The 23,786-nt window shown below is 60.1% G+C and carries 25 protein-coding genes, 1 pseudogene and 1 riboswitch; of the genes and pseudogenes, 18 read left to right on the top strand and 8 right to left on the bottom strand.

Going from position 1 to position 23,786, the window contains the following annotated elements; translation table 11 throughout:
- Nucleotides 1-77: 77 nt before the first annotated feature.
- Both ACW9HW_RS19345 and ACW9HW_RS19340 read left to right on the top strand, forming a co-directional pair.
- Nucleotides 78-815 (top strand): DUF599 domain-containing protein, encoded by a 738-nt coding sequence (locus ACW9HW_RS19345; protein ID WP_137805437.1) that lies wholly within the window; start codon nt 78-80, stop codon nt 813-815.
- Nucleotides 815-1,216: an MAPEG family protein gene (locus ACW9HW_RS19340; protein ID WP_095195647.1), complete on the top strand. Its 402-nt coding sequence runs from the start codon at nt 815-817 to the stop codon at nt 1,214-1,216. The genes ACW9HW_RS19345 and ACW9HW_RS19340 overlap by 1 nt, the downstream gene beginning before the upstream one ends.
- Before the next feature lie 77 nt (nt 1,217-1,293).
- Here ACW9HW_RS19340 and ACW9HW_RS19335 read toward each other — a convergent pair whose 3' ends face one another.
- Nucleotides 1,294-1,539, bottom strand: a complete 246-nt coding sequence (locus tag ACW9HW_RS19335; RefSeq protein WP_095195646.1) for a hypothetical protein — start codon at nt 1,537-1,539, stop codon at nt 1,294-1,296.
- Between the two features lie 160 nt (nt 1,540-1,699).
- Here ACW9HW_RS19335 and ACW9HW_RS19330 point away from each other — a divergent pair, with 160 nt between their 5' ends.
- The 4 genes from ACW9HW_RS19330 to ACW9HW_RS19315 all read left to right on the top strand — a co-directional run bounded on the left by ACW9HW_RS19330 (nt 1,700) and on the right by ACW9HW_RS19315 (nt 5,407).
- The gene (locus ACW9HW_RS19330) at nt 1,700-2,176 is read left to right on the top strand and encodes a PaaI family thioesterase (RefSeq protein ID WP_095195645.1); all 477 of its coding nucleotides are present in this window, start codon (nt 1,700-1,702) and stop codon (nt 2,174-2,176) included.
- Nucleotides 2,173-2,625 carry a PaaI family thioesterase gene (locus ACW9HW_RS19325; RefSeq protein WP_095195644.1) on the top strand — a complete coding sequence of 151 codons (453 nt, stop codon included), beginning with the start codon at nt 2,173-2,175 and terminating at the stop codon, nt 2,623-2,625. The genes ACW9HW_RS19330 and ACW9HW_RS19325 overlap by 4 nt, the downstream gene beginning before the upstream one ends.
- 81 nt (nt 2,626-2,706) lie before the next feature.
- A complete protein-coding gene (gene htpG / locus ACW9HW_RS19320; RefSeq protein WP_095195810.1) occupies nt 2,707-4,611 on the top strand; it encodes a molecular chaperone HtpG in 1,905 nt (634 codons plus the stop codon).
- Between the two features lie 67 nt (nt 4,612-4,678).
- On the top strand, nt 4,679-5,407 hold the full coding sequence (locus ACW9HW_RS19315; protein ID WP_095195643.1) for a dienelactone hydrolase family protein: 729 nt from the start codon (nt 4,679-4,681) through the stop codon (nt 5,405-5,407).
- Nucleotides 5,408-5,553: 146 nt separating this feature from the next.
- Here ACW9HW_RS19315 and ACW9HW_RS19310 read toward each other — a convergent pair whose 3' ends face one another.
- From ACW9HW_RS19310 to purM, 5 genes are all read right to left on the bottom strand, one after another.
- Nucleotides 5,554-6,441: a pirin family protein gene (locus ACW9HW_RS19310; protein ID WP_457401308.1), complete on the bottom strand. Its 888-nt coding sequence runs from the start codon at nt 6,439-6,441 to the stop codon at nt 5,554-5,556.
- A gap of 62 nt (nt 6,442-6,503) precedes the next feature.
- Nucleotides 6,504-6,920, bottom strand: a complete 417-nt coding sequence (locus ACW9HW_RS19305; RefSeq protein ID WP_095195641.1) for an OsmC family protein — start codon at nt 6,918-6,920, stop codon at nt 6,504-6,506.
- A gap of 150 nt (nt 6,921-7,070) precedes the next feature.
- Nucleotides 7,071-7,784, bottom strand: a complete 714-nt coding sequence (locus tag ACW9HW_RS19300) for a DUF3108 domain-containing protein (RefSeq protein WP_095195640.1) — start codon at nt 7,782-7,784, stop codon at nt 7,071-7,073.
- Between the two features lie 8 nt (nt 7,785-7,792).
- Nucleotides 7,793-8,443 (bottom strand): phosphoribosylglycinamide formyltransferase, encoded by a 651-nt coding sequence (purN, locus tag ACW9HW_RS19295; protein ID WP_095195639.1) that lies wholly within the window; start codon nt 8,441-8,443, stop codon nt 7,793-7,795.
- A complete protein-coding gene (gene purM, locus ACW9HW_RS19290; protein WP_095195638.1) occupies nt 8,443-9,501 on the bottom strand; it encodes a phosphoribosylformylglycinamidine cyclo-ligase in 1,059 nt (352 codons plus the stop codon). The genes purN and purM overlap by 1 nt, the downstream gene beginning before the upstream one ends.
- Nucleotides 9,502-9,885: 384 nt before the next feature.
- On the opposite strand from purM, the gene ACW9HW_RS19285 reads away from it, so the two are divergent.
- The 6 genes and pseudogenes from ACW9HW_RS19285 (at nt 9,886) to ACW9HW_RS19260 (ending at nt 15,199) form a co-directional block, all read left to right on the top strand.
- The gene (locus ACW9HW_RS19285; protein ID WP_457401305.1) at nt 9,886-10,944 is read left to right on the top strand and encodes a DUF2066 domain-containing protein; all 1,059 of its coding nucleotides are present in this window, start codon (nt 9,886-9,888) and stop codon (nt 10,942-10,944) included.
- 36 nt (nt 10,945-10,980) lie between these two features.
- Nucleotides 10,981-12,051 (top strand): annotated as a pseudogene (locus ACW9HW_RS19280) (AI-2E family transporter); the annotation flags it as partial.
- A 200-nt stretch (nt 12,052-12,251) separates the two neighbouring features.
- On the top strand, nt 12,252-12,956 hold the full coding sequence (hda, locus tag ACW9HW_RS19275; RefSeq protein WP_007936072.1) for a DnaA regulatory inactivator Hda: 705 nt from the start codon (nt 12,252-12,254) through the stop codon (nt 12,954-12,956).
- Between the two features lie 224 nt (nt 12,957-13,180).
- Nucleotides 13,181-13,825 carry a C40 family peptidase gene (locus ACW9HW_RS19270; protein ID WP_095195635.1) on the top strand — a complete coding sequence of 215 codons (645 nt, stop codon included), beginning with the start codon at nt 13,181-13,183 and terminating at the stop codon, nt 13,823-13,825.
- A gap of 165 nt (nt 13,826-13,990) precedes the next feature.
- The gene (locus tag ACW9HW_RS19265) at nt 13,991-14,527 is read left to right on the top strand and encodes a C40 family peptidase (RefSeq protein WP_095195634.1); all 537 of its coding nucleotides are present in this window, start codon (nt 13,991-13,993) and stop codon (nt 14,525-14,527) included.
- 18 nt (nt 14,528-14,545) lie between these two features.
- Nucleotides 14,546-15,199 (top strand): O-methyltransferase, encoded by a 654-nt coding sequence (locus ACW9HW_RS19260; RefSeq protein ID WP_095195633.1) that lies wholly within the window; start codon nt 14,546-14,548, stop codon nt 15,197-15,199.
- Nucleotides 15,200-15,314: 115 nt separating this feature from the next.
- Here ACW9HW_RS19260 and ACW9HW_RS19255 read toward each other — a convergent pair whose 3' ends face one another.
- Complete coding sequence (locus ACW9HW_RS19255; protein WP_095195632.1) at nt 15,315-16,628, bottom strand: PQQ-dependent sugar dehydrogenase; 1,314 nt, start codon at nt 16,626-16,628, stop codon at nt 15,315-15,317.
- A gap of 67 nt (nt 16,629-16,695) precedes the next feature.
- Nucleotides 16,696-17,280 carry a hypothetical protein gene (locus ACW9HW_RS19250; RefSeq protein WP_457401302.1) on the bottom strand — a complete coding sequence of 195 codons (585 nt, stop codon included), beginning with the start codon at nt 17,278-17,280 and terminating at the stop codon, nt 16,696-16,698.
- Nucleotides 17,281-17,432: 152 nt separating this feature from the next.
- Nucleotides 17,433-17,662: riboswitch (cobalamin riboswitch) on the top strand.
- An 81-nt stretch (nt 17,663-17,743) separates the two neighbouring features.
- Here ACW9HW_RS19250 and cobO point away from each other — a divergent pair.
- From cobO to ACW9HW_RS19220, 6 genes are read left to right on the top strand one after another with little or no spacing between them, the layout of a single operon-like run.
- A complete protein-coding gene (gene cobO, locus ACW9HW_RS19245) occupies nt 17,744-18,355 on the top strand; it encodes a cob(I)yrinic acid a,c-diamide adenosyltransferase (protein ID WP_095195630.1) in 612 nt (203 codons plus the stop codon).
- Nucleotides 18,352-19,734: a cobyrinate a,c-diamide synthase gene (locus ACW9HW_RS19240; protein WP_095195629.1), complete on the top strand. Its 1,383-nt coding sequence runs from the start codon at nt 18,352-18,354 to the stop codon at nt 19,732-19,734. The genes cobO and ACW9HW_RS19240 overlap by 4 nt, the downstream gene beginning before the upstream one ends.
- A complete protein-coding gene (gene bluB, locus ACW9HW_RS19235) occupies nt 19,731-20,381 on the top strand; it encodes a 5,6-dimethylbenzimidazole synthase (protein ID WP_095195628.1) in 651 nt (216 codons plus the stop codon). Before ACW9HW_RS19240 ends, bluB begins: the two co-directional genes overlap by 4 nt.
- Nucleotides 20,378-21,286 (top strand): adenosylcobinamide-phosphate synthase CbiB, encoded by a 909-nt coding sequence (gene cbiB / locus ACW9HW_RS19230; RefSeq protein ID WP_457401300.1) that lies wholly within the window; start codon nt 20,378-20,380, stop codon nt 21,284-21,286. The genes bluB and cbiB overlap by 4 nt, the downstream gene beginning before the upstream one ends.
- Nucleotides 21,279-22,271, top strand: coding sequence for a threonine-phosphate decarboxylase CobD (gene cobD, locus ACW9HW_RS19225; protein WP_095195626.1), 993 nt, complete (start codon nt 21,279-21,281; stop codon nt 22,269-22,271). Before cbiB ends, cobD begins: the two co-directional genes overlap by 8 nt.
- Entirely contained in the window at nt 22,268-23,719 is a 1,452-nt protein-coding gene (locus tag ACW9HW_RS19220) for a cobyric acid synthase (RefSeq protein WP_457401298.1), read from the top strand. Before cobD ends, ACW9HW_RS19220 begins: the two co-directional genes overlap by 4 nt.
- The last annotated feature ends 67 nt before the right edge of the window (nt 23,720-23,786 follow it).

The following is a 23,786-nucleotide window of genomic DNA, read 5'->3' as shown; positions in this document are numbered from 1 at the left end:
GAATGTGGCGCCGCTTTCGCGAGCAGGCTCGCTCCCACAAGGTTTGAATGTTCCGTTACTACATCACAAGGACCTGCATGTCGTTCATCCAAGCCAACCTGATCCACATCCTCGCCGCGCTCTGGTTCATCATCTGCTGGGGCGGATACACCCGCTATGCCACATGGAAGGGCCGCGACACTGCCTGCCTGGCCAGCGTTCTGCATCTTTACCGCGAAGACTGGATGCGCCGCATGCTGCTGCGTGACAACCGCATCGCCGACGCCAGCGTGATCGGCAACCTGGAGCGCAATGCCTCGTTCTTTGCCTCCAGCACACTTATTATCCTGGCCGGTATTCTTACCGTACTTGGCGCCTCGGAAAGGGCCGTCTCGTTGCTGGCGGACATCCCGATGGTGCAACAGGCTTCCCAGGGCATGTCGGAAATCAAGTTGCTGTGCCTGGCACTGGTGTTCGTCTACGCGTTCTTCACGTTCAGCTGGTGCATGCGTCAGTACAACTTCGCGGCGATTCTCGTGGGTTCGGCGCCGATGGTCGGTGAGCGCCATGTCTCCGAACAGGAGCGCAAAGCCTTCGCCACCCGTGCAGCCCGTGTCATCTCCATGGCCGCCAACCAGTTCAACTTCGGCCTGCGTTCTTATTACTTCGGCATGACGATGCTGGCCTGGTTCGTCAGCCCCTGGTTGTTCATGTTGATGAGTGCCGGCGTCGTGTTCGTGTTGTATCGCCGCGAGTTTCACTCCGACGTTCTCGACGTGATGGTCTATACCCCTACAGAGGCGCCATTGCCCGAGGTGAGTAAAGAGGTCGCTTGATGAGTATTCCGTTCTGGTGTGTGTTTATCAGTGCCGTGCTGATTTACGTGGCGCGCATGCCCGTGACAACGGCCATGAAAGAGCAGGGTGGTTACAACAATCACCTGCCGCGCCAACAGCAGGCACAACTCACCGGTTTGGGTGCCCGGGCGGTGGCGGCACACCAGAATAGTTTCGAGGCCTTCATATTATTCGCGGTGGGTGTGTTGATGGCGCATACCACGCAAACGGCAGGATGGCTCATCGACTTGCTGGCGATCATCTTCGTGATCACGCGAGTGATCTACTTGGTGTGTTACTGGAAAGACTTGGCGTGGCAGCGCAGCCTGATTTGGCTGGTGGGTTTAATCTGTTCGTTATTGCTGATGATTAGTCCGACTTTTCGAACGATTTTGCTCTAGCGCTCAGCGCATTCAAAACTGCAGGCAAAAGAAAACCCGCACTTGGCGGGTTTTCTTTTGTCACGCTAAAAACCGGATTAGTTCTTAGGTGCTTCCGGCGCGGCTTCTTTTGCCGCTGCTTCGTTCGATTCAGCCTGAGCTTTGGCGGCTTCGGCGTTTTCTTTCGCCGCCTCGTTCACTTTATCCTGAGCCTCGCTCATTTTTTCCTGGGCTTGTTCAGCATGTTGGGTAGCGTCTTGAGCTTTGTCCTCGGATTTTTTATCGCAAGCAGCGAGACCGAGGGAAGCGGTCAACATCAAGGCAATAGCTAAAGTCTTACGCATGGGGTGTTTCTCCTGATGGAAAGTATCTTACTGCCCTTTCGAGCGCAGACATCAGGGTTAAGTTCCTCACGTCGTTCAGATATATAAGTTTGATCTAACGTGGAACTTTTTCCAGGGGTGTTAATGCGTTGCCAGACTAATAAACAAGAGTTTTTATCAAATGGCTGAAAATCCCCTTTTTGATCGCGCTTCGCGATTTCTGTCAGCGCTGCGCCACTGTCAGGTCCTCGGGCTGTACGTTCACAGCGCCAGCAGTGAAGGACTCACAGTGGTTCTGCCATACAGCCCGCAGATCGTCGGCAACCCGCAGACCGGCGTGATCCACGGCGGCGCATTGACCACGCTGATGGATACCGCTTGCGGCATGTCCACGCTCTGCGTGCTGCCGGAATTCGAAGTCTGCCCGACCCTCGATCTGCGCATCGACTACATGCATGCCGCTGAACCCCATAAAGATGTCTATGGCTTCGCCCAATGTTACCGGGTGACCACCGACGTGATTTTCGCCCGCGGCTTTGCCTATCAGGATGACCCTGAACAACCGATAGCCCATGTGGTGGGCACCTTCATGCGCATGGGCAAGGGCATAAAGGGCACCAAAGGCTTTGGTGGTGCCATCGCTGGAGACAAGAAATGACCGACACGTTCCAGGAACAACTGCAACAGGCCCATGCCCAGGGGGATTACGCCTCGCTGCTGCAACGGATTCCCTACGCCACGCTGATCGGGGTGGAATGCTCACGGGTGGGGGATGAATTGCTGTTTCGCCTGCCTGCCAACAAGGACAACATCGGCAACCCTTTATTGCCTGCGATCCACGGCGGTGTAATTGCCGGTTTCATGGAGCTGGCTGCGGCGATGCACCTGCTGATCGCTACCGGCTCGCCGGGCGTGCCGAAGATTATCGACTTTTCCCTCGATTATCTTCGTACCGGGCAGTTCCGCGATACCTGGGCCCGATGCCAGGTGTGCCGCCAGGGACGCCGGGTGGCCAACGTGGCGGTTACGGCCTGGCAAACCACCGAAGGTGAGGCCATCGCCACGGCCCGGGCACATTTCAAACTGGAGGAGCCCTTGAAATCCTGAACGGAGCCCCCAACTCAGATGACAACCCGCCGCCGACCCTCAAAGTCGCGGCTTATGCCATCTGATTGGAGTTTGATGACCATGAGTGTGGAAACTCAAAAGGAAACCCTGGGCTTCCAGACCGAGGTAAAGCAGCTGCTGCACCTCATGATCCATTCGCTGTATTCCAACAAGGAAATTTTCCTTCGCGAACTGATCTCGAACGCCTCTGACGCTGTAGACAAATTACGTTTCGAAGCGTTGGCCAAGCCTGAATTGCTGGAAGGTGGCGCTGAGCTGAAAATCCGTGTGAGCTTCGACAAGGACGCCAAGACCGTCACGCTCGAAGACAACGGTATCGGCATGAGCCGCGAAGATGTGATCACCCATCTGGGCACCATCGCCAAATCCGGCACCGCCGATTTCATGAAAAACCTGTCGGGCGATCAGAAGAAAGACTCGCACCTGATCGGTCAGTTCGGTGTGGGTTTCTATTCTGCGTTCATCGTCGCCGACAAGGTCGACGTGTTCAGCCGTCGTGCCGGCAGCCCGGCCAGCGAAGGCGTGCATTGGTCGTCCAAGGGTGAAGGCGAGTTCGAAGTCGCCACCATCGACAAGGCCGAGCGCGGTACCCGCATCGTGCTGCACCTGAAGTCCGGCGAAGACGAGTTCGCCGACGGCTGGCGCCTGCGTAACATCATCAAGAAGTACTCCGACCACATCGCCTTGCCGATCGAGTTGCCGAAAGAAGTGGCAGCTGCCGAAGGTGAAGAGAAACCGGCCGTTGAATGGGAAACCGTCAACCGCGCCAGCGCCCTGTGGACTCGCCCTCGCACTGAAGTGAAGGATGAGGAATACCAGGAGTTCTACAAGCACATCGCTCACGACTTCGAAAACCCGCTGAGCTGGAGCCACAACAAGGTGGAAGGCAAGCTGGAATACAGCTCGCTGCTGTATGTGCCGGCTCGTGCGCCGTTCGACCTGTACCAGCGTGAAGCGCCGAAAGGCCTGAAGCTGTACGTGCAGCGTGTGTTTGTCATGGATCAGGCCGAGTCGTTCCTGCCGCTGTACCTGCGCTTCATCAAGGGCGTGGTCGATTCCAACGACCTGTCGCTGAACGTGTCGCGGGAAATTCTGCAGAAAGACCCGATCATCGACTCCATGAAGTCGGCGCTGACCAAGCGCGTGCTGGATATGCTGGAAAAACTGGCGAAGAACGAGCCTGAGCAATACAAAGGCTTCTGGAAGAACTTCGGTCAGGTCATGAAAGAAGGCCCGGCAGAAGATTTCGCCAACAAAGAAAAAATCGCCGGCCTGCTGCGTTTCGCCTCGACCAGCGGTGATGACGGTGAGCAGGTAGTCGGCCTGGCCGAATACCTGGCACGCGCCAAGGAAGGTCAGGACAAGATTTACTACCTGACCGGCGAAACCTACGCCCAGGTCAAGAACAGCCCGCACCTGGAAGTCTTCCGCAAGAAAGGCATCGAAGTGCTGCTGCTGACCGACCGTATCGACGAGTGGCTGATGAGCTACCTCAGCGACTTCGACGGCAAGAGCTTTGTCGATGTGGCGCGTGGTGACCTGGACCTGGGCAACCTGGACTCGGAAGAGGACAAGAAGGCTGCGCAAGAAGTCGCCAAGTCCAAGGAAGGTCTGGTCGAGCGTCTCAAGACCGCTTTGGGCGAATCCGTTGCTGAAGTGCGGGTGTCCCATCGCCTGACCGATTCCCCGGCGATCCTGGCCATCGGTGAGCAGGATCTTGGCCTGCAAATGCGTCAGATCCTGGAAGCCAGCGGTCAGAAGGTTCCGGATTCGAAGCCGATCTTTGAGTTCAACCCGGCTCACCCGCTGATCGAGAAGCTCGATAACGAGCAGAGTGACGAGCGCTTCGGCGACCTGTCGCACATCCTCTTCGATCAGGCAGCCCTGGCGGCCGGCGACAGCTTGAAAGATCCGGCGGCGTATGTGCGTCGTCTCAACAAGCTGCTGGTTGAACTGTCGGTTTAACTGCGTTGTAGAAAAACCCGCTTCGGCGGGTTTTTTCATTCTGGTGTTCAAAAATCAGGAGTCAGAAATGAGTCAAATCACTGTACGTTCCGTTGCCTACCAGATTGACGGGCAGGCTTACGAGAGCCGCCTGGCTTTCGACGCCGATCATAAAGGTGTGCGCCCTGGTCTGCTGATGGCGCCGAACTGGATGGGCGTCGGTGCCGGCGCCGAGGAGATTGCCAAGTCGGTGGCGGCCAAGGGCTACGTGGTGCTGATCGCGGACCTCTACGGCCAGTCGGTTCGTCCAACCAACAACGACGAGGCGGGCGCGGCGATGATGCCGCTGAAAAATGACCGGGCACTGCTGCGTAAGCGCATGCAAGTGGCTTTTGAACAGTTGCAACAGCAGGGCGAGGCGCAGGTCGATACGTCGAAACTGGCGACCTTCGGTTTCTGCTTCGGTGGTTGCTGCGCCCTGGAGTTTGCCCGTACCGGTGCACCGGTGAAGGCGGCGGTGTCGTTCCACGGCACCCTCGATACGCCGGACGTCAACGATGCGAAAAACATCAAGGGCTCGGTATTGGTGCTGCACGGCGCTTCCGATCCATTGGTGCCGAAAGAGCAATTGCCCGCCTTCGAAGAAGAAATGAACGCTGCTGGTGTGGATTGGCAGTTGCTGAGCTACGGTGGGGCTTTCCACTCGTTCACCGACCCGCATGCCAAGGTGCCGGGCATGATGATGTACGACGCGAAGATCGCCGCCCGTGCATTCGCTTCGATGCACAATCTGCTGGATGAAGTGTTCAAGGGTTGACCACTTTTTTGCCGCTATCGGGTCGGTGTTAGCGCCGGCCTCTTCGTCGGAACGCCGCCCGGAGCAGACTCGCTTCCACAGGGGAACACATTCCATTGTGGGAGCGAGCCTGCTCGCGAAGGCGGTGTGATTCACACCAAAGACAATTACAAGGGAGTGGGCTCGCTTCGCTGTTTTGGCAATTCGATCCGCTCAACTTCCCCCGGCACCGTCGGCCAATCCCCGGCCGCCCAGCGACGGCGCGCTTCGTCGATCAGCGCTGGATCGCTCGCCACAAAATTCCAGTTGATCCGCCGCGGACCGTCCAGCGGTGCTCCGCCAAACAGCACGGCATGACAATCGCTCTCGGCGAACAGCGTCATCTCTTCACCGACGGGCAGCACCACCAGCGAATGCGGTTCTATCAATTCGCCTTCCAGTTGTACCTCGCCGCTCAACACATAGAGCGCACGTTCTTCATGTTCGGTGGGAATCAGCAAGGACGTCGCCGTTTGCAGGTGCAATTCGGCATACAGCGTAGGAGAAAGCACCGGCACCGGCGATTGCAGGCAAAAGCCTGACCCGGCAATCATGCGGATCTTCACGCCAAGGTTTTCACTGACCGGCAGGGTAGACGCGGGGTGGTGGCTGTAATGGCCCGGACCCTGTTCATGGTCCTTGGGCGAGGCCAGCCAGATTTGCAAGCCGTGCATCGTGAAACCACGTTCTTTCAGGGCGTCGGGCGTGCGCTCGACGTGGGCGATGGCGCTGCCGGCGGTCATCCAGCTGACATCCCCGGCGTTGACCACTTGATTCGAACCGAGGCTGTCCTTGTGCTGGAGTTGCCCCTCAAACAGGTAGGTGAGCGTGGACAGGCCAATGTGCGGATGCTGTCGGATGTTCATGCCGTCTCCCGCAGCGTAGCGGGTTTGCAGCATGTGGTCGAAAAATACGAAAGGCCCGACATTGCGGCATTTGGCGGATGGCAACGGGCGAAGAATCGGCTGGCCTTCGACATCTTCGGCGCGGGGGCGGATCACGAGCGGAGTGTTCATGGTGCGTTCCAGACTGAGCGGGTGATGCGGACGAGCATAACCCGCTTGCGCAACCCTTGCCGCTATTGGCTGAACGCGCCTTCGGACAAATGAGTTTCGATGCTGACTTCACTGCTGGTCATCAGCTTGTGGATCGGGCAGCGATCGGCCACGCGGTGCAGCTCGTCACGCTGTGCGTCGGTCAGCACGCCCTTGAGGGTCAGTTTGACGTGCAGCGCGTATTTGCCCTTTTGCTCTTCACTGTTGTCGCGTTTGACCTCGACGCCGACACCGGTCAGCGGGATGCCCTTCTTCCTGGCATACAGCTTGAGGGTCAGGGCTTTGCAGGCACCCAGTGCGGCATCGAAGTAATCGTGGGGTTCCGGCGCCGAGCCTTCACCTCCTGCGGATACAGGCACATCGGCAAAGAGTTCGTGGTCATCGATCTGAACGGTATGGCGAAAACCTTCGGCGCAGACGGTATTGACGGTAACAGTCATGGGAAACCTCGCAGGCAACAGGAAGCGTCATTCGATCAAAAAAGACCTTGAAGGTATAGAGCATTCCTCTTGAGGCGCGTTCCGCTTTCTTTGCCGAATGCCAGGCGAAAAAAAAGCCCCGCGATTGCGGGGCTTCGTCGTGTCGGTAGCTCAACTGCCTTTGACAGTCTTGCCGTTGACCTTGCCGTCCAGGAGCATGATGTTGTACTCCTTGCCGTCGGTTTCAACCTGTTGCAGGCGGACCAGCAGGTAGTCCCAATCCTTGGCGAACCAGAGCACGGTGATGCGCTTGCTTTGTGTCGGGTCGCGCACGCGCTCGACCTTGATCGCTTCGATCTGGCCGGCTTTTGTGTCGACCTTTTCCGAACCCAGCACGCGGAAGTCATAGGTGTCGACTTCGCCATCGTCTACCACTTGATAGCTCATGCTTTTCTTGCCGGCGGCCACGTCGTGCTGCAGCGCCAGCTGGTAGGTGGATTTGTCGACCATGCCGCGGTTGAGCGGAATGTTGACAGGGTCACCGCGGTCGGTGCCGGTGACTTTTTTGGCGGCCCAGTCGAAGTCCAGATCAGCCTTCTTGGCCTTGCCCAGGCCACCTCGTTCGAAGTGGTAGGACTGTGGCAGCAGGGTGTCCTTGTCGACGGTCAGGGTGCTTTCTTCGGACAGGCTGGCGATCATCATCGAAGCCTTGAAGCTGAGCCTCCAGACGCCGTTGGCTTCCTTGGTCAGGCTGCGCTCGGCGGTGCCGCTCATGGGCAGCTGCTTCCAGTCGGCGGTGTAGCTGGCGGAGAAAGGTTGAAGGTCTGCAGCCTGTGCGAAGGGCAAGGCGAACAGAGCGCAAGCGAAGAGCAGGGCACGACGCATAAAATCTCCTAGGTTCGAATCAAGTGGCCGCTGGCCGCGAGTAACTGTCCATCCAGTAAAGCACCTTGATCGCCAAGTGATAGCCGGCCCTCGGCAAACCAGCGAACGGCCATCGGGTAGATCAGGTGTTCCTGAACGTGGACCCGCTGCGCCAGACTCTGCGGCGAGTCGTGCAACTCTACCGGTATTACTGCCTGTACGACCAGTGGTCCGCCATCGAGTTCCTCGGTGACGAAGTGCACGGAGCAGCCGTGCTCGGCGTCGCCAGCCTCCAGCGCGCGCTGATGAGTGTGTAACCCTTTGTATTTGGGCAGCAGCGAAGGATGGATGTTGAGCAGGCGACCCTGGTAATGGCGCACGAAGTCCGCGCTGAGAATGCGCATGAAACCGGCCAGTACCACGAGTTTGGGGTGGAAGGCGTCGATCAGTTCGATCAGCGCGGCATCGAAGGCCTCGCGGCCGTCGAAAGCCTTGTGATCCAGGGTGCGGGTATCGATACCCGCATCCCTGGCGCGTTGCAGGCCGAAGGCGTCGGCACGGTTGGAAATCACCGCAGCGATGCGGACCGGGCTGTCGCCGGTCCGCGTGCTGTCGATCAAGGCCTGCAAGTTACTGCCGGTGCCGGACAACAGCACCACCACATCACAGGTCTGGGACATCAATGAGCCTTGAGGTTCTTCAGTTCAACCTGAGCCGCGCCTTCGGCAGCGGTGGAGATCTGACCGATGACCCAAGGCTGCTCGCCGGCTTCGCGCAGAACGTTCAGGGCGGTTTCAACGTGCTCTTGCGCCACGCAGATGACCATGCCCACGCCGCAGTTCAGCACGCGGTGCATTTCGTTCTCGTCGACGTTGCCTTTCTCTTGCAGCCAGTCGAACACGGCCGGGCGGGTCCAGCTCGCCACGTCAACCACGGCTTGTGCGCCTTTTGGCAGCACGCGCGGAATGTTGTCCAGCAGGCCGCCACCGGTGATGTGGGCCATGGCCTTGACGGCGCCGGTTTCCTTGATCAGCTTGAGCAACGGCTTCACGTAGATACGGGTCGGGGCCATCAGCAGGTCGGTCAGCGGTTTGCCGTCGAGCTGGGTGTTTTCGATGTCGGCACCGGAGACTTCGATGATCTTGCGGATCAGCGAGTAACCGTTGGAGTGCGGGCCGGACGATGGCAGGGCGAGCAGGGCGTCGCCGGTAGCGACTTTGGAGCCGTCGATGATTTCGGATTTTTCCACGACGCCGACACAGAAGCCGGCCAGGTCGTAGTCTTCGCCTTCGTACATGCCAGGCATCTCAGCGGTTTCGCCGCCGACCAGGGAGCAGCCGGACAGCTCGCAGCCTGCGCCGATGCCGGTCACGACCTGAGCGGCGGTGTCGACGTTCAGTTTGCCGGTGGCGTAGTAGTCAAGGAAGAACAGCGGCTCGGCGCCGCACACCACCAAGTCGTTGACGCACATGGCAACCAGGTCGATGCCGATGCTGTCGTGCTTGTTCAGGTTCAGTGCCAGGCGCAGTTTGGTGCCGACGCCGTCAGTGCCGGAAACCAGCACGGGCTGCTTGTAGCCGGCCGGGATTTCGCAGAGGGCGCCAAAACCGCCCAGGCCGCCCATGACTTCCGGGCGCGCAGTGCGCTTGGCGACGCTCTTGATGCGTTCGACCAATGCTTCACCGGCGTCGATGTCTACACCGGCGTCCTTGTAGCTCAGGGAGGGTTGCTTGCTCATGATCCAGGCCTTTAGGGGGGATTTCTGGGTAACGACCGAGTTCAGCGGGGGCGCCGAAATCGACGGGGGCGATTGCCTCACGCGAATTTCGATAGTGCCCGGCTGTTGCCGGTCTGCGAAGGCGCGCGATTTTATCAGGCTTGAAGGGCAGCGGCCATCCTCAGGCCGACGGCAGGGGCATATCGGCATAAAAAAACCATCATTACAGCGTGATGGTGGCATCCTTCAGGCCTGGGAAGGGTATCGGCATTTACCGTCTATCGTTATGACAGTGCGAAAACTTACCCGGGGCGTGTGAATGTTTTGCGCCAGGCGATGGTCACAGCCTTGCCCGATCATGTTCATGCGGCCTGTTCCAGCTGCTCTTGTCCTCAGGAATCTTCCATGCGTTTTTGCAAATTCTTGTTTGTGGGCTGTTTGTCACTGTTCAGCCTGGTCAGTCATGCCGAAACCGTCAAAGGCCTTTACCAGGTGCGCGAACCCGTCAGCGGCCAGTCGCCGCAGGAGCGGGACCAGGCGACTCAACGCGCCCTCGATACCCTTGTCTTGCGTCTGACCGGCGACCCCAAGGCAGCGCAAAGTCCGGGGCTGGCAGCGATCCGCAAGGACCCGCAGCAAATCATCAGTCAGTTCGGTTATGACGCCGGGCCACCGGAAGTCCTGAAAGTCGATTTCGATCCGGGCACCACTGAACAGGCCATGCGCCGTGCCGGGTTGGCCATGTGGGGCGCCAATCGACCCTCCATCCTCGGGTGGTGGCTGAACGACTACAGCGATGGTTCAAGCCTGGTGGGGGATGGTCAGGCCAGTGCGGCCCCGCTGCGCCGCGCGGCACAGCACCGTGGCTTGCCGTTGCGCTTGCCCCTGGCGGATTTGAATGAACAGATCGTCGCCACCGCGCCCAATCTGGAAAGTGCTGATCCGGCGCCGCTGCGCAACGCATCGGAAAGGTACAATGCCGACGCCTTGCTGGCAGTACACGCCCGCGAAGAGGGTGGGCAGTGGCAAGCCAAATGGCGTTTGTGGCTGGGGGATCAGAAAGAGGCGGGCACTGCCCAGGGGGCTGATCAAGCCGCTTTGGCGGACGCGGTCATGCTGGCGGTCAATGAGCGTCTGGCACCGCGCTTTGTCGCCAGGCCAGGGGCTGCAACTCAACAGTTGCTGGAAGTGCAGGGCATGAATCTTGAGCGCTATGCGACCCTTGGGCGTTTGCTGGAGCCTTTTTCCGGGCGCCCGCAAAGTGTCAATGGCGACCGGATCCTCTATCGGGTCAATGGCAGTACCGATCAGCTGCGGGCGCAGTTGTCGCTGGCGAAATTGCAGGAAGTTACAACGGCACCCGCACCTGCTCCCGTCGCGCCTGTTGCACCGGTGGCTGACGGTTCGGTTCCTGTCGCGACACCCGCCCCGGCACCGACACCGCAGTTACGATTTCGCTGGTAGTTTTTCTTTCTTTATATAGAAGCAATGGAGTGGTTCATGGCCGATACGCGGCGTTGGTTCTGGTTGGGTGGGGTGGTTCTGCTCTGCGCGTTTATCTGGCTGTTGCACCCGATTCTGACGCCGTTCCTGGTGGCGTTGCTGTTGGCTTATCTGTTTGACCCACTGGTGGACAGGATGGAAAAAGCCGGGCTGTCGCGAACCTTGGGCGTGGTCGCTGTATTCGCGCTGTTTACCTTGATCTTCACAGCGCTGTTGCTGGTGTTGGTGCCGATGCTCGCCAAGCAGTTGTTGCGTTTATATGAGCTGGCACCGCAGATGCTCGATTGGTTGCAGCACACCGCGCTGCCGTGGGCGCAGTCCAAGTTCGGTTTGTCGGAGGGGTTCTGGAAGTTCGACAAACTCAAGGCCGCCATTAGTGAGCACATGGGGCAGACCACCGACATCGTCGGGGTGGTGCTGAGTCAGGCGACGGCTTCCGGTCTGGCTTTGATTGGCTGGCTGGCGAATCTGGTGCTGATACCGGTGGTGAGTTTCTACTTGCTGCGGGATTGGGATTTGATGATGGCAAAGATCCGTGGTCTGCTGCCCCGGGATCGCGAGGAGCGCGCAGTATTACTCGCTGGTGAGTGTCATGAAGTGCTCGGGGCGTTTGTGCGCGGGCAGTTGCTGGTGATGGTGGCCTTGGGCGTGATCTATGCCGCGGGCCTGATGTTGGTCGGGCTGGAATTGGGTCTGTTGATCGGTCTGATTGCCGGTTTGGCGGCGATTGTCCCGTACATGGGGTTTGTCATCGGTATTGGCGCGGCATTGATTGCCGGTCTGTTCCAGTTTGGCGGCGATCTGTACCCGATGATCGGCATCGTGGCGGTGTTCATGGTCGGTCAGGCGCTGGAGGGCATGGTACTGACGCCGTTACTGGTGGGAGACCGCATTGGCCTGCACCCGGTGGCAGTGATCTTCGCGATACTGGCCGGTGGTGAACTGTTCGGTTTTACCGGGGTTCTGCTGGCGTTGCCGGTGGCGGCGGTGATCATGGTGCTGGTGCGCCATGTGCATGATTTATATAAAGATTCTGATATTTACGGTGGGGTTGACGAGCCAGGGCTTCAGGCTACTTCAAAGGCGTCGCGGATTGATGCAGGGTTGTTGCCTGCAGCGCCAAAGAAACTGTCATGAAACCGGTGCGTCAACGCAAACCTTTGATTTTGCTTGTGGTCTGTCGCATTGTGCGGTCGGCCTCACGGGTATAAACTTCGCAAACTTTACACAGAGGCCACTAACGGTTCCTTTGGAACTGTTCAGTCAGCATGAAACCGATTCAGCTGCCCCTAGGTGTGCGTCTGCGTGACGACGCCACCTTCATCAACTACTACCCAGGCGCCAATGCCGCTGCACTCGGCTATGTCGAGCGGCTGTGCGAAGCCGACGCCGGGTGGACCGAAAGCCTGATTTACCTCTGGGGCAAGCACGGGGTAGGGCGTACGCATTTGTTGCAGGCAGCCTGCCTGCGCTTCGAGCAAATGGGCGAGCCGGCGGTGTATCTGCCGCTGGCCGAGTTGATGGATCGCGGCATCGAGATTCTCGACAACCTCGAACAGTACGAACTGGTCTGTCTGGATGATCTGCAGGCCGTTGCCGGCAAGGCGGATTGGGAAGAGGCGCTGTTCCATCTGTTCAATCGTCTGCGTGACAGCGGTCGGCGCCTGCTGATTGCCGCGTCGACGTCCCCGCGCGAGTTGCCGGTGAAGCTGGCGGACCTCAAATCCCGCCTGACCCTGGCACTGATCTTCCAGATGCGCCCGCTCTCCGACGAAGACAAGCTGCGTGCCCTGCAACTGCGTGCATCCCGTCGCGGCCTGCACCTGACCGATGAAGTCGGGCATTTTATCCTGACCCGCGGTACCCGAAGCATGAGCGCGCTGTTCGAGTTGCTTGAACGTCTCGATCAGGCCTCCCTTCAAGCCCAGCGCAAGCTGACTATTCCGTTCCTGAAAGAAACGCTGGGCTGGTAACACGCCTGGTAAAGCCAATGCCTACAGCAGTTTTGGCAAGTTTCAGGCGCCAGAAAACACGCTTTCCTACAACTAGTAGTCTGCGCAAACGATCAAATAGGGCTTAAGCGCTTAGATGTAAACGAGAAACCGAGAAGTCACAAAAAGTTCGATTGAATTTGCAAATGGGTTTGATAGCGGGCATAGTCTCGGCTTCTTTAAAACTATCAGCCACGGTCGTGCCCATGCTAAAGCGCTTTGCACCCCTCGTGCCCCTCGCACTCGTTACCCTGTTGTTCGGTTGCGCTGCCCACACTCCGGTGTCGCAGCAAGCGCAACAACAGCAGGTTCAAGACACTGTTACTGCCTCTTCCGTTCGTTATCAGGATTCTCTTTTCCAGGACGAAGTAGCGACTGAAAAAGAACTGGCCGCCTTCGCCGACGGCAAGTCTTATCAACTTCCAGTTCTGGCCGACAGTATCCTCGAACGCGGCATGTCCCTGATCGGTACCCGTTACCGTTTTGGCGGTACCTCTGAAGCCGGTTTTGATTGCAGCGGTTTCATCGGTTATCTGTTCCGCGAAGAGGCGGGCATGAACCTGCCACGCTCCACCCGCGAAATGATCAACGTGGATGCGCCGCTGGTGTCTCGCAACAAACTTGAACCAGGCGACCTGCTGTTCTTCGCCACCAATGGCCGTCGCGGTCGCGTCAGTCACGCCGGGATCTACCTGGGTGACAATCAGTTTATTCATTCCAGCAGCCGCAAAAGCGGTGGTGTGCGGATCGATAGCCTGGGCGACAGCTACTGGAGCAAAACCTTCATCGAAGCCAAGCGCGCCCTCGCGATGGCTCCTGCGGCAAGCCCGATCGTCACGGCTCGCAAGTAAGCGGACAGTTTGTAAGGCGAACTTAAAGTCTTACTTGAAGTTTGCCGCATAAGCGCTAGAATCTGATCTATGAATGATGGCAAACCGCCTGCGTACTGCGCAGGCGGTTTTCTTTTCTGCGTCTCTGCAGAAAAAAAGCCGCAGCCAGATCAGGATGCTCTGCCTATGTCGACGTCGGCCCGCCTCGCAATCATGCTTTTCGCAGCGCTGCTCAGCGCCTGCGCCAGTCGCACACCGCCGCCAGCGCCGGTGGTTCGCGCGCCCATCGTTTTCGGTCCCTCCCAAGCCTTTTCGCCTGAAGCTGAAGACGTGCTGTTCCGCGCGTTGGGCCTGGTGGGCACGCCTTATCGCTGGGGCGGCAATACGCCGGATTCCGGTTTCGATTGCAGCGGGTTGATCGGTTACGTGTACCGTGATGTCACCGGGATTTCCTTGCCGCGCACCACCCGTGAAATGATCACCATGCAAGCGGCCAACGTGGGCAAGGAAGGGCTGCAAACAGGTGATCTGGTTTTCTTCGCCACCAATGGCAGTTCCCAGGTCAACCATGCCGGCATCTACGTCGGCGAAGGCCGGTTCGTCCACGCGCCTGCCACGGGTGGCACGGTCAAGCTCGACAGCTTGTCCAAGGTGTATTGGCAGAAAGCCTACCTGAGCGCCAAGCGCGTCCTGCAACCGGAGCACCTGGCGCGCAATCCGTAACCGCCGGAGGTTGTGGTCATGACCGCTCGCACGCTCAATCTCGACGATTCGCTCTATCAGTACCTGCTGGACGTGTCCCTGCGTGAAACGCAACTGCTCAAGCGTTTGCGCGACGAGACCCAGGCGCTGCCCATGGCGCGTTGGCAAGTGGCGCCCGAGCAGGGGCAGTTTCTCGCGTTGCTGGTGAAACTCATCGGCGCCAGGCGTGTTTTGGAAGTCGGCACTTTCACCGGTTACAGCGCCCTGTGCATGGCAGCGGCATTGCCGCAAGACGGCTCGCTGATCTGCTGTGACATTCCCGGCGATTACAACGCTACGGCGCACCGTTACTGGCAGGAAGCCGGTTTGTCCGGGCGAATCGATCTGCGTCTGGCGCCTGCGCTGCAAACCCTGAGTACGCTGGACCAGCCCGGGCAGTTCGATCTTGTTTTCATCGATGCTGACAAGGCCAACTATCCCGTCTATCTGGAGCATGCGTTGCGTCTGTTGCGCACCGGCGGTCTGGCCGTGTTCGATAACACGCTGTGGAGTGGCCGGGTGCTTGAGGCTGATCCGGAAAGTGAAGACACCCGCGCCATCCAGGCGCTCAATCGTGCCTTGAAGGATGATTCGCGGGTGGATTTATCGTTGTTGCCGTTGGGGGATGGGCTTACGCTCTGCCGTAAACGCTAAACACTGAGTCTCTGTGGGAGCGAGCCTGCTCGCGAATGCGGCACGACAGGTAACATTGATGTTGAATGTGCTGGCCTATTCGCGAGCAGGCTCGCTCCCACAGTGTTATGTGGTGTTATTTGGTCGCGGACACCCGCCAAACCTTGTTCCCCACATCATCCGCCACCAGCAAGCCACCTTGCTGATCGATCACTACCCCCACCGGCCGGCCCATGGCTTTTTCGTCGTCATTGAGAAACCCCGTGAGCACATCCACCGGCTGCCCGTTCGGTTTGCCGGCGCTGAAGGGCACGAAAATCACTTTGTAGCCACTGTGCGGCTTGCGGTTCCATGAGCCGTGCTGGCCGATAAAGGCGCCTTCCCTGAATTGCGCCGGCAACTTGTTGCCCTCGGCAAACGTCAGGCCCAGTGACGCGGTATGCGGACCCACCGCGTAGTCCGGTGCAATCGCCTTGGCCACCCACTCGGGTTTTTGCGGCTCGACGCGAACGTCGACGTGCTGGCCGTAATAGCTGTAAGGCCAACCATAGAACCCGCCGTCCTTCACGGAGGTGATGTAATCGGGCACCAGGTCGCTGCCGATTTCATCCCGCTCATTGACCGCAGTCCACAAAGCACCGCTGGTGGGTTCCCAGGCCAGTCCGTTCGGATTGCGAATCCCCGAAGCAAAGATCCGGTGGTTGCCGGTGGCGCGATCCACTTCCCAGATCGCTGCACGTCCTTCCTCCTGATCCATGCCGTTTTCGCCGACGTTGCTGTTCGAACCCACCGTGACGTACAGCTTGCTGCCGTCCTTGCTGGCGATGACGTTTTTGGTCCAGTGGTGATTCAGGGCGCCGCCCGGCAAATCCACCACTTTGATCGGCTGCGACTTGATCACCGTCTCGCCGTTTTCATAGTGAAAGCGCAGCAGGCGATCGGTATCGGCAATGTATAGATCATTGCCGACCAGGGTCATGCCGAAAGGCGAGTTGAGATTTTCCAGGAAGACCGTGCGGGTCTCGGCAATGCCATCGTGATCCGAATCTCGCAGCAAGGTGATGCGGTTCGGGCTCGGCACGCCAGCCCCGGCACGGCCCATGACTTTTTTCATGACCCAGCCACGAATGCCTTGACCGCCATCGGGTTTTGGCGGGGCGTTGGTTTCGGCGACCAGCACGTCGCCATTGGGCAGCACGTAAAGCCAGCGCGGGTGATCAAGGCCTTCGGCGAACGCGGCCACTTGCGTGCCGGCGGCAGCGACGGGTTTCGCGCCGTCCGGCCAGCCGATGGCCGGCGCGATGTTCACAGTCGGGATCAGTGTTTTGTTCGGTTCTGGCAGCTTGGGCGACGGGCCGGTGCCGTCGGAGACTTGCAGCCTGGAGGTTTCACCGCAGGCGGCGAGCCCTCCGGCGAGGGCGATGACAAAAGCGAGTTGAGGCGTGCGCATTGCTGATCTTCCCTATGAATGCCTTGATCTAATCATAGAGAAGTCTGGACGCTGGATGGTTCAACCCTCAGCCGCGAGCCTCTTTCAGCAGCACGGCGATGCCGGGGTGATAGTGGCCCGCTTCGTTGTGCAACTTGCGATAGGCGTAGGGGAAATACCAGGCCACGGCGCAGGTGTGCTCCTTTTGCAGGTCGTCGACCATGTCTTGCAGTTCTTCCGGAGTGGCGCCGTGCTGGGCTTTTTGCGGGGCGACGAACAGGCAACCGAGCTTCAGGTCGCTCGCGTAGCTGATTTGCCTGGCGTTGCTGGTGATGTCGTGCAGGGCCTGGGTCAGGTTCAGGTTGTTGACCCGTGGCCAGCGTTGCGTGGCCTGCAGCCAGGTGCGGGCCTCGGGGGTGGCGATAAACAGGTCGGCGCGGCCATTGCGTTCGCCTTCTTCGATCTGTTTGCGGGTGGGCGATTGTTGCAGCGTGACCGTCTCCGCCATCCATGCCGCAGCTGAGAGCAGGCCGAGATTGGCCTTTTCGTCGAGCCAGTACGGTGTTTCATTATCTCCACGCACAGCGTTGTAGCGGTCAATACACTCGAACCAGCGCTCCAGCACCGGTCGCAGGAATTCCAGCTTCGGATTGCTGATGATCATGCCTTGCATGGGGCTCACCCTTTTTATTGTGTTGTGGGGTTGTGGCTCTTTGATATCACTGCTGAGAGTGTGGCACAAGATTGACGTCAAATTGTGGATGGGCGGCTGTTATTCACTCATACGCCCCGTCTTCAATTGACGCTCCACCCCCAACCCTCTAACCTTCGCGGCTTGTTTCAGGTGCTCTGTGGCTTGGGCCGACAGAGTGAAACAGGGAAGCCGGTGAGTGGTCACTTCAAAGCACGAAGGTCTGCAATTCCGGCGCTGCCCCCGCAACGGTAAATGAGTGAAAGCTGCGTCTTGAGCCACTGTGTCAAAAGACATGGGAAGGCGCGCAGTCAGGCCAACGCCGCTCATGAGCCCGGAGACCGGCCTGATCCATCCAAGCGGCATCACGGTGGGCGATGCCAGGCTTCTTGCCGTCTATTCTTGTGCCTGCCCGCCGTTATCCAGCCTCAACGGAGAGCTCCCCATGACTGATACCCCTGATCGTGACGAACGTCATCTGGCGCGCATGCTGCGCAAGAAAGCCGTGATCGACGAACGCATCGCCAATTCCCCGAACGAATGCGGCCTGTTGCTGGTGCTGACCGGCAACGGCAAAGGCAAGAGCAGCTCGGCGTTCGGCATGCTCGCCCGGTCGCTGGGCCACGGCATGCAGTGCGGCGTGGTGCAGTTCATCAAGGGGCGCAACAGCACGGGCGAGGAGTTGTTCTTCCGGCGCTTCCCCGAGCAGGTGCGCTTTCATGTGATGGGCGAGGGCTTTACCTGGGAAACCCAGGACCGTCAGCGTGATATCGCCGCCGCTGAAGCGGCCTGGGCGGTGTCGCAGCAATTGCTGCGCGATCCATCCATCGGCCTGGTGGTGCTGGATGAATTGAACATCGCGCTCAAGCACGGCTACCTCGATCTCGATCAGGTGCTCAGTGATTTGCAGGCACGTCCGCCGATGCAGCACGTGGTGGTCACCGGTCGCGGTGCCAAACCGGAGATGATCGAACTGGCCGACACCGTCACCGAGATGGGCATGATCAAGCACGCGTTCCAGGCCGGGATCAAAGCGCAAAAAGGCGTTGAGCTGTGAGTCAACCCCGTCGTTGCCCCGCGGTACTGATTGCCGCGCCGGCCTCCGGACAGGGCAAGACCACTGTCACCGCCGCGCTGGCCCGATTGCATCGCAATCAGGGGCGCAAGGTTCGCGTGTTCAAATGTGGCCCCGACTTTCTCGACCCGATGATTCTCGAGCGCGCCAGCGGTGCGCCGGTGTATCAACTGGACATGTGGATGGTCGGCGAGCAGGAAAGTCGCCGCTTGTTGTGGGAAGCCGCAGGCGACGCCGACCTGATCCTGATCGAAGGCGTGATGGGGCTGTTCGACGGCACACCGTCCAGCGCTGATCTGGCACGGCACTTCGGTGTGCCGGTGCTGGGCGTGATCGACGGCACCGCCATGGCCCAGACCTTTGGCGCACTGGCACTGGGGCTGGCGCGCTATCAGCCGGACTTGCCGTTCGCCGGGGTCCTGGCCAATCGTGTCGGCACCTTGCGTCATGCACAACTGCTCGAAGGCAGCCTGACCGAAGGCCTGCGTTGGTATGGTGCGTTGTCCCGGGAAACCGGGATCGAATTGCCGAGTCGACACCTCGGCCTCGTCCAGGCCAGCGAGTTGAACGACCTCGATGTGCGTCTCGATGCGGCAGCCGATGCCTTGGCCGGCAGTTGCGAGGTTGCGCTGCCGCCGGCGGTTGAATTCGCCGCGCCGGATGTGATTGCCGCCGAGCCACTGCTGGCCGGCGTGCGCATTGCCGTGGCCCGGGACGAAGCGTTTGCCTTCACCTACGGCGCCAGCCTTGATTTGCTGCGGGCGATGGGCGCCGAGCTGCGGTTTTTCTCGCCGATCCGTGATGCGGATTTGCCGGAGGCAGACAGCCTGTATCTACCGGGTGGCTATCCGGAATTGCACCATGTGGCCCTGGCACAAAACACGTCGATGCTCAGCGCTATCCGTGCGCACCACGCAGCGGGCAAACCGTTGCTGGCCGAATGTGGCGGCATGCTTTATCTGCTCGATTCGCTGACCGATGTCGAAGGCACTCGCGCAGAACTGGTCGGCTTGCTGAGCGGCGATGCGGTGATGCAAAAGCGCCTCGCCGCGCTGGCCTTGCAAGCGGTTGAACTGCCGGAAGGTTCGCTGCGCGGCCACACCTATCATCATTCGCTGACCACCACCGAACTGACGCCGATTGCCCGGGGCTTGAGCCCTAACGGCGGGCGTGGGGCGGAGGCAGTTTATCGTCAGGGGCGGATGACGGCCTCGTATGTGCATTTTTATTTTCCGTCCAATCCAACCGCGGTCGCCGCGCTGTTTGCGCCTGACCGAGGGGATGCCTTCGCGAGCAGGCTCGCGCCCACCAATGATCACCTGAATCCTGTGGGAGCGAGCCTGCTCGCGAAGAGGCCATGACTGACAACGCATTCAGTCCGGCCGAACGCGAAGCGGTTTATCGCGCCATCGCCGAACGCCGCGACATGCGCCACTTCAGTGGTGGCACCGTCGAGCCCGAGCTCTTGCGGCGCCTGCTCGAAGCCGCGCACCAGGCGCCGAGTGTCGGCCTGATGCAGCCTTGGCGTTTCATTCGCATCAGCGACCGCGCCTTGCGCGGCAAGATCCAGGCGCTGGTGGAAGAAGAACGCATCCGCACTGCCGAAGCCCTGGGTGAGCGCACCGACGAATTCATGCAACTCAAGGTTGAAGGCATCAACGATTGCGCCGAAGTGCTGGTCGCGGCGCTGATGGATGATCGCGAACGGCATATCTTCGGTCGGCGCACCTTGCCGGAAATGGACCTGGCCTCGTTGTCTTGCGCGATCCAGAACCTGTGGCTGGCGTCCCGCGCCGAAGGGTTGGGCATGGGTTGGGTCTCGCTGTTCGAACCACAAGCGCTGGCAGACCTGCTGGGTCTGCCGTCAGGCGCCAAGCCGTTGGCCATTTTGTGCCTGGGACCGGTCAAGGAATTTTATCCGGCACCGATGCTGGTGCTGGAGGGCTGGGCGCAGGCGCGTCCGCTCAGTGAATTGTTATACGAGAATTATTGGGGAGTGCGTCCATGAGTGTGGCGTTATTGAGTGTCGCCGCCGTGGCGCTGGATGCGCTGCTGGGCGAACCCAAACGCTGGCATCCGCTGGTGGCGTTCGGCCGTTTTGCCGAGCGCATCGAGCAACGTTTCAACGGCGGTGGTCGCGGCTGGCGCAGCCATGGCGTGACCGCGTGGGTGATCGCCGTGTTGCCGCTGACGCTGTTGGCCACGGCGTTTTCCTGGGCGCCTTATGTGGGTTGGGTCGTCGAGATTCTCGCACTGTATTGCGCCCTGGGCATGCGCAGCCTCGGTGAGCATGTCGAACCAGTGGCCAAGGCTCTGCGCAGCGATGATCTGGAGGAGGCGCGCACGCGGGTGGGTTACCTGGTCAGCCGTCAGACCAGTGAGCTCGACAAAACCGCAGTCGCCCGCGCCGCCACCGAGTCGGTGCTGGAGAACGGCAGCGATGCGGTGTTCGCCGCTTTGTTCTGGTTTGCCGTGGCCGGTGCGCCTGGCGTGGTGCTCTACCGTTTGAGCAACACCCTGGATGCGATGTGGGGCTATCGCAATGAACGCTTCGAGCGATTTGGCTGGGCCGCGGCGAAGATCGACGATGTACTCAATTACATTCCCGCGCGGTTGGTGGCGTTGACCTACGCGCTGCTGGGCAAGACTCGGTTGGCCTTGAAATGTTGGCGTACCCAGGGCCCGACCTGGGACAGTCCGAATGCCGGTCCGGTGATGGCGGCGGGTGCTGGTGCCCTGGGCGTCGAGTTGGGTGGGCCGGCGATTTATCACGGCGAACTGCATGAGCGTCCGACACTGGGCGAAGGCCTGCCGGCGGACGCCGACTCCATTGACCGCGGCTGGCAATTGGTCCAGCGCGGGGTATGGTTATGGCTGCTGATTCTCTGCGTGGGGGCTGAATTTTATGCTTGAACACGGTGGACGGTTGCGCAAGGCGGCGCTCGAATACGGCATCGCGCAAGCCGATTGGCTTGACCTGTCCAGCGGCCTGGCGCCCTGGCCGTTCCCGGTGCCGCAGATCCCGCTGCGGGCCTGGGCACGCTTGCCGGAAACCGATGACGGCCTGGAGCAGGCCGCCTGCGACTACTACGGCACCTTGCAAGCACTGCCGGTGGCCGGTTCGCAGATGGCCATCCAGTTGTTGCCGCGATTGCGCCGGGCGGGCAAGGTCGGCGTGCTGTCGCCGTGTTACGCCGAACATGCCGAAGCCTGGCGTCGTAATGGCTACATCGTGCGCGAAGTGCTGGAGCAGGAAGTCGATTTCTTTGTCGACAGTCTCGATGTGCTGGTGGTGGTCAACCCGAACAATCCCACCGGCCTGAGCCTGACGCCTGCGCGATTGCTCGATTGGCATTCGCGGCTGGCCCAGCGCGGTGGCTGGCTGGTGGTGGACGAAGCGTTCATGGATAACACGCCGCACCTGAGTGTGGCGCCGTTTGCTCATCAGGTCGGACTGATTGTGCTGCGTTCGTTCGGCAAGTTTTTCGGCCTGGCCGGGGTGCGTCTGGGGTTTGTCCTGGCCGAGCGCAAATTGCTCAAGTTGCTCGCCGAACAGGTCGGACCCTGGGCGGTGAGCGGCCCGACCCGGGTGCTGGGCCAGGCTTGCCTGCGCGATACCGAAGGGCATGTGCGGCAACGGGTGCGAGCCGAGGAGGCCAGCGAACGGTTGGCGTCGTTGCTTGAGCAGCACGGTTTCAAACCCCAAGGCGGTTGCGCCTTGTTCCAATGGCTGATCACCGAACGCGCCGAAGAGCTCCATGAATTCATGGCCCGGCGTGGCATTCTGCTGCGATTGTTCACGCTGAACAGCAGCCTGCGTTTTGGCTTGCCGGCCGATGAAGCCGACTGGACACGCCTCGCCGCCGCATTTGAAGACTTTGCCAAGGAAGCCTCATGACCACCTTGATGGTGCAGGGCACCACATCGGACGCCGGCAAAAGCACGCTGGTGACGGCGCTGTGCCGTTGGGTCACGCGTCAGGGTGTAGACGTGGTGCCATTCAAGCCGCAGAACATGGCGCTCAACAGCGCGGTGACGGCCGACGGTGGCGAGATCGGTCGCGCACAAGCGGTGCAGGCCCAGGCCGCGTATCTCGAACCGCACACGGACATGAACCCGGTGCTGCTCAAACCCAACAGCGACACCGGCGCCCAGGTGATCATCCACGGTCGTGCAGTCACGACCATGAATGCCGTGGCTTATCACGACTACAAAGCCATCGCCATGCAAGCGGTGTTGGCCTCCCATGCCCGGTTGAGCGCGGCCTATCCGCTGGTGATGGTCGAAGGTGCCGGTTCGCCTGCCGAGATCAATCTGCGTGCCGGCGACATTGCCAACATGGGCTTCGCCGAAGCGGTGGATTGTCCGGTGGTGCTGATCGCCGACATCAATCGAGGCGGAGTGTTCGCCCACCTGGTGGGCACGCTGGAGCTGCTGTCGCCCAGCGAACAGGCGCGGGTCAAGGGCTTCATCATCAACCGTTTTCGTGGCGATATCGCTTTGCTGCAACCGGGCCTGGACTGGCTGGAGGAACGCACCGGCAAACCGGTGATCGGCGTGTTGCCATACGTAATGGACCTGCATCTGGAAGCCGAGGACGGTATCGATCAGCGCCAGACCGACAAGGCTGAGCAGGTGTTGAACGTGGTGGTGCCGGTGCTGCCGCGCATCAGTAATCACACCGACTTCGACCCGTTGCGCCTGCATCCGCAAGTGGACCTGCATTTCATCGGTCCCGGCCAGGCGATTCCACCGGCCGATCTGATCATTCTTCCCGGCTCGAAAAGCGTGCGCAGTGATCTCGCTTATCTGCGGGCCAACGGCTGGGACACCGCGATCTCTCGACATCTGCGCTATGGCGGGAAAGTGCTGGGCATCTGCGGCGGCCTGCAAATGCTCGGTGAGCAGGTACACGATCCGCTGGGCCTTGAAGGCGCGCCGGGTTCCAGCATCGGCCTGGGGTTGCTGGCGTTCGAAACCCGGCTCGAAGCACAGAAGCAACTGCGCAATGTGCGTGGGCGCCTGGCGCTGGAGAATGCTGAAGTCAGCGGCTATGAAATCCATGCCGGCGTGACCACCGGAGCGGCGTTGGAAAACACCGCGGTGCAGCTCGATGATGGTCGTTGTGACGGTGCGCAAAGTACCGACGGGCAGATTCTCGGCACCTACCTGCACGGCTTGTTTGAATCACCGGCGGCCTGCAGTGCGTTGTTGCGCTGGGCCGGTTTGCAGGCTGTGCAGGATGTGGATTACCACGGGTTGCGCGAGCGGGATATCGAGCGCTTGGCGGATTTGGTGGAGCAGCATCTCGATACCGCGCTGTTGCGTGAGCTCTGCGGGATTTGAGGTGTTCTTTAGGGCGCCTTCGCGAGCAGGCTCGCTCCCACATGAGAAGGAGATCTGCAATGAAAAA

It is taken from the genome of Pseudomonas sp. SDO5532_S415, from assembly GCF_054071155.1.
This window is presented reverse-complemented; position numbering and strand designations above follow the sequence as displayed.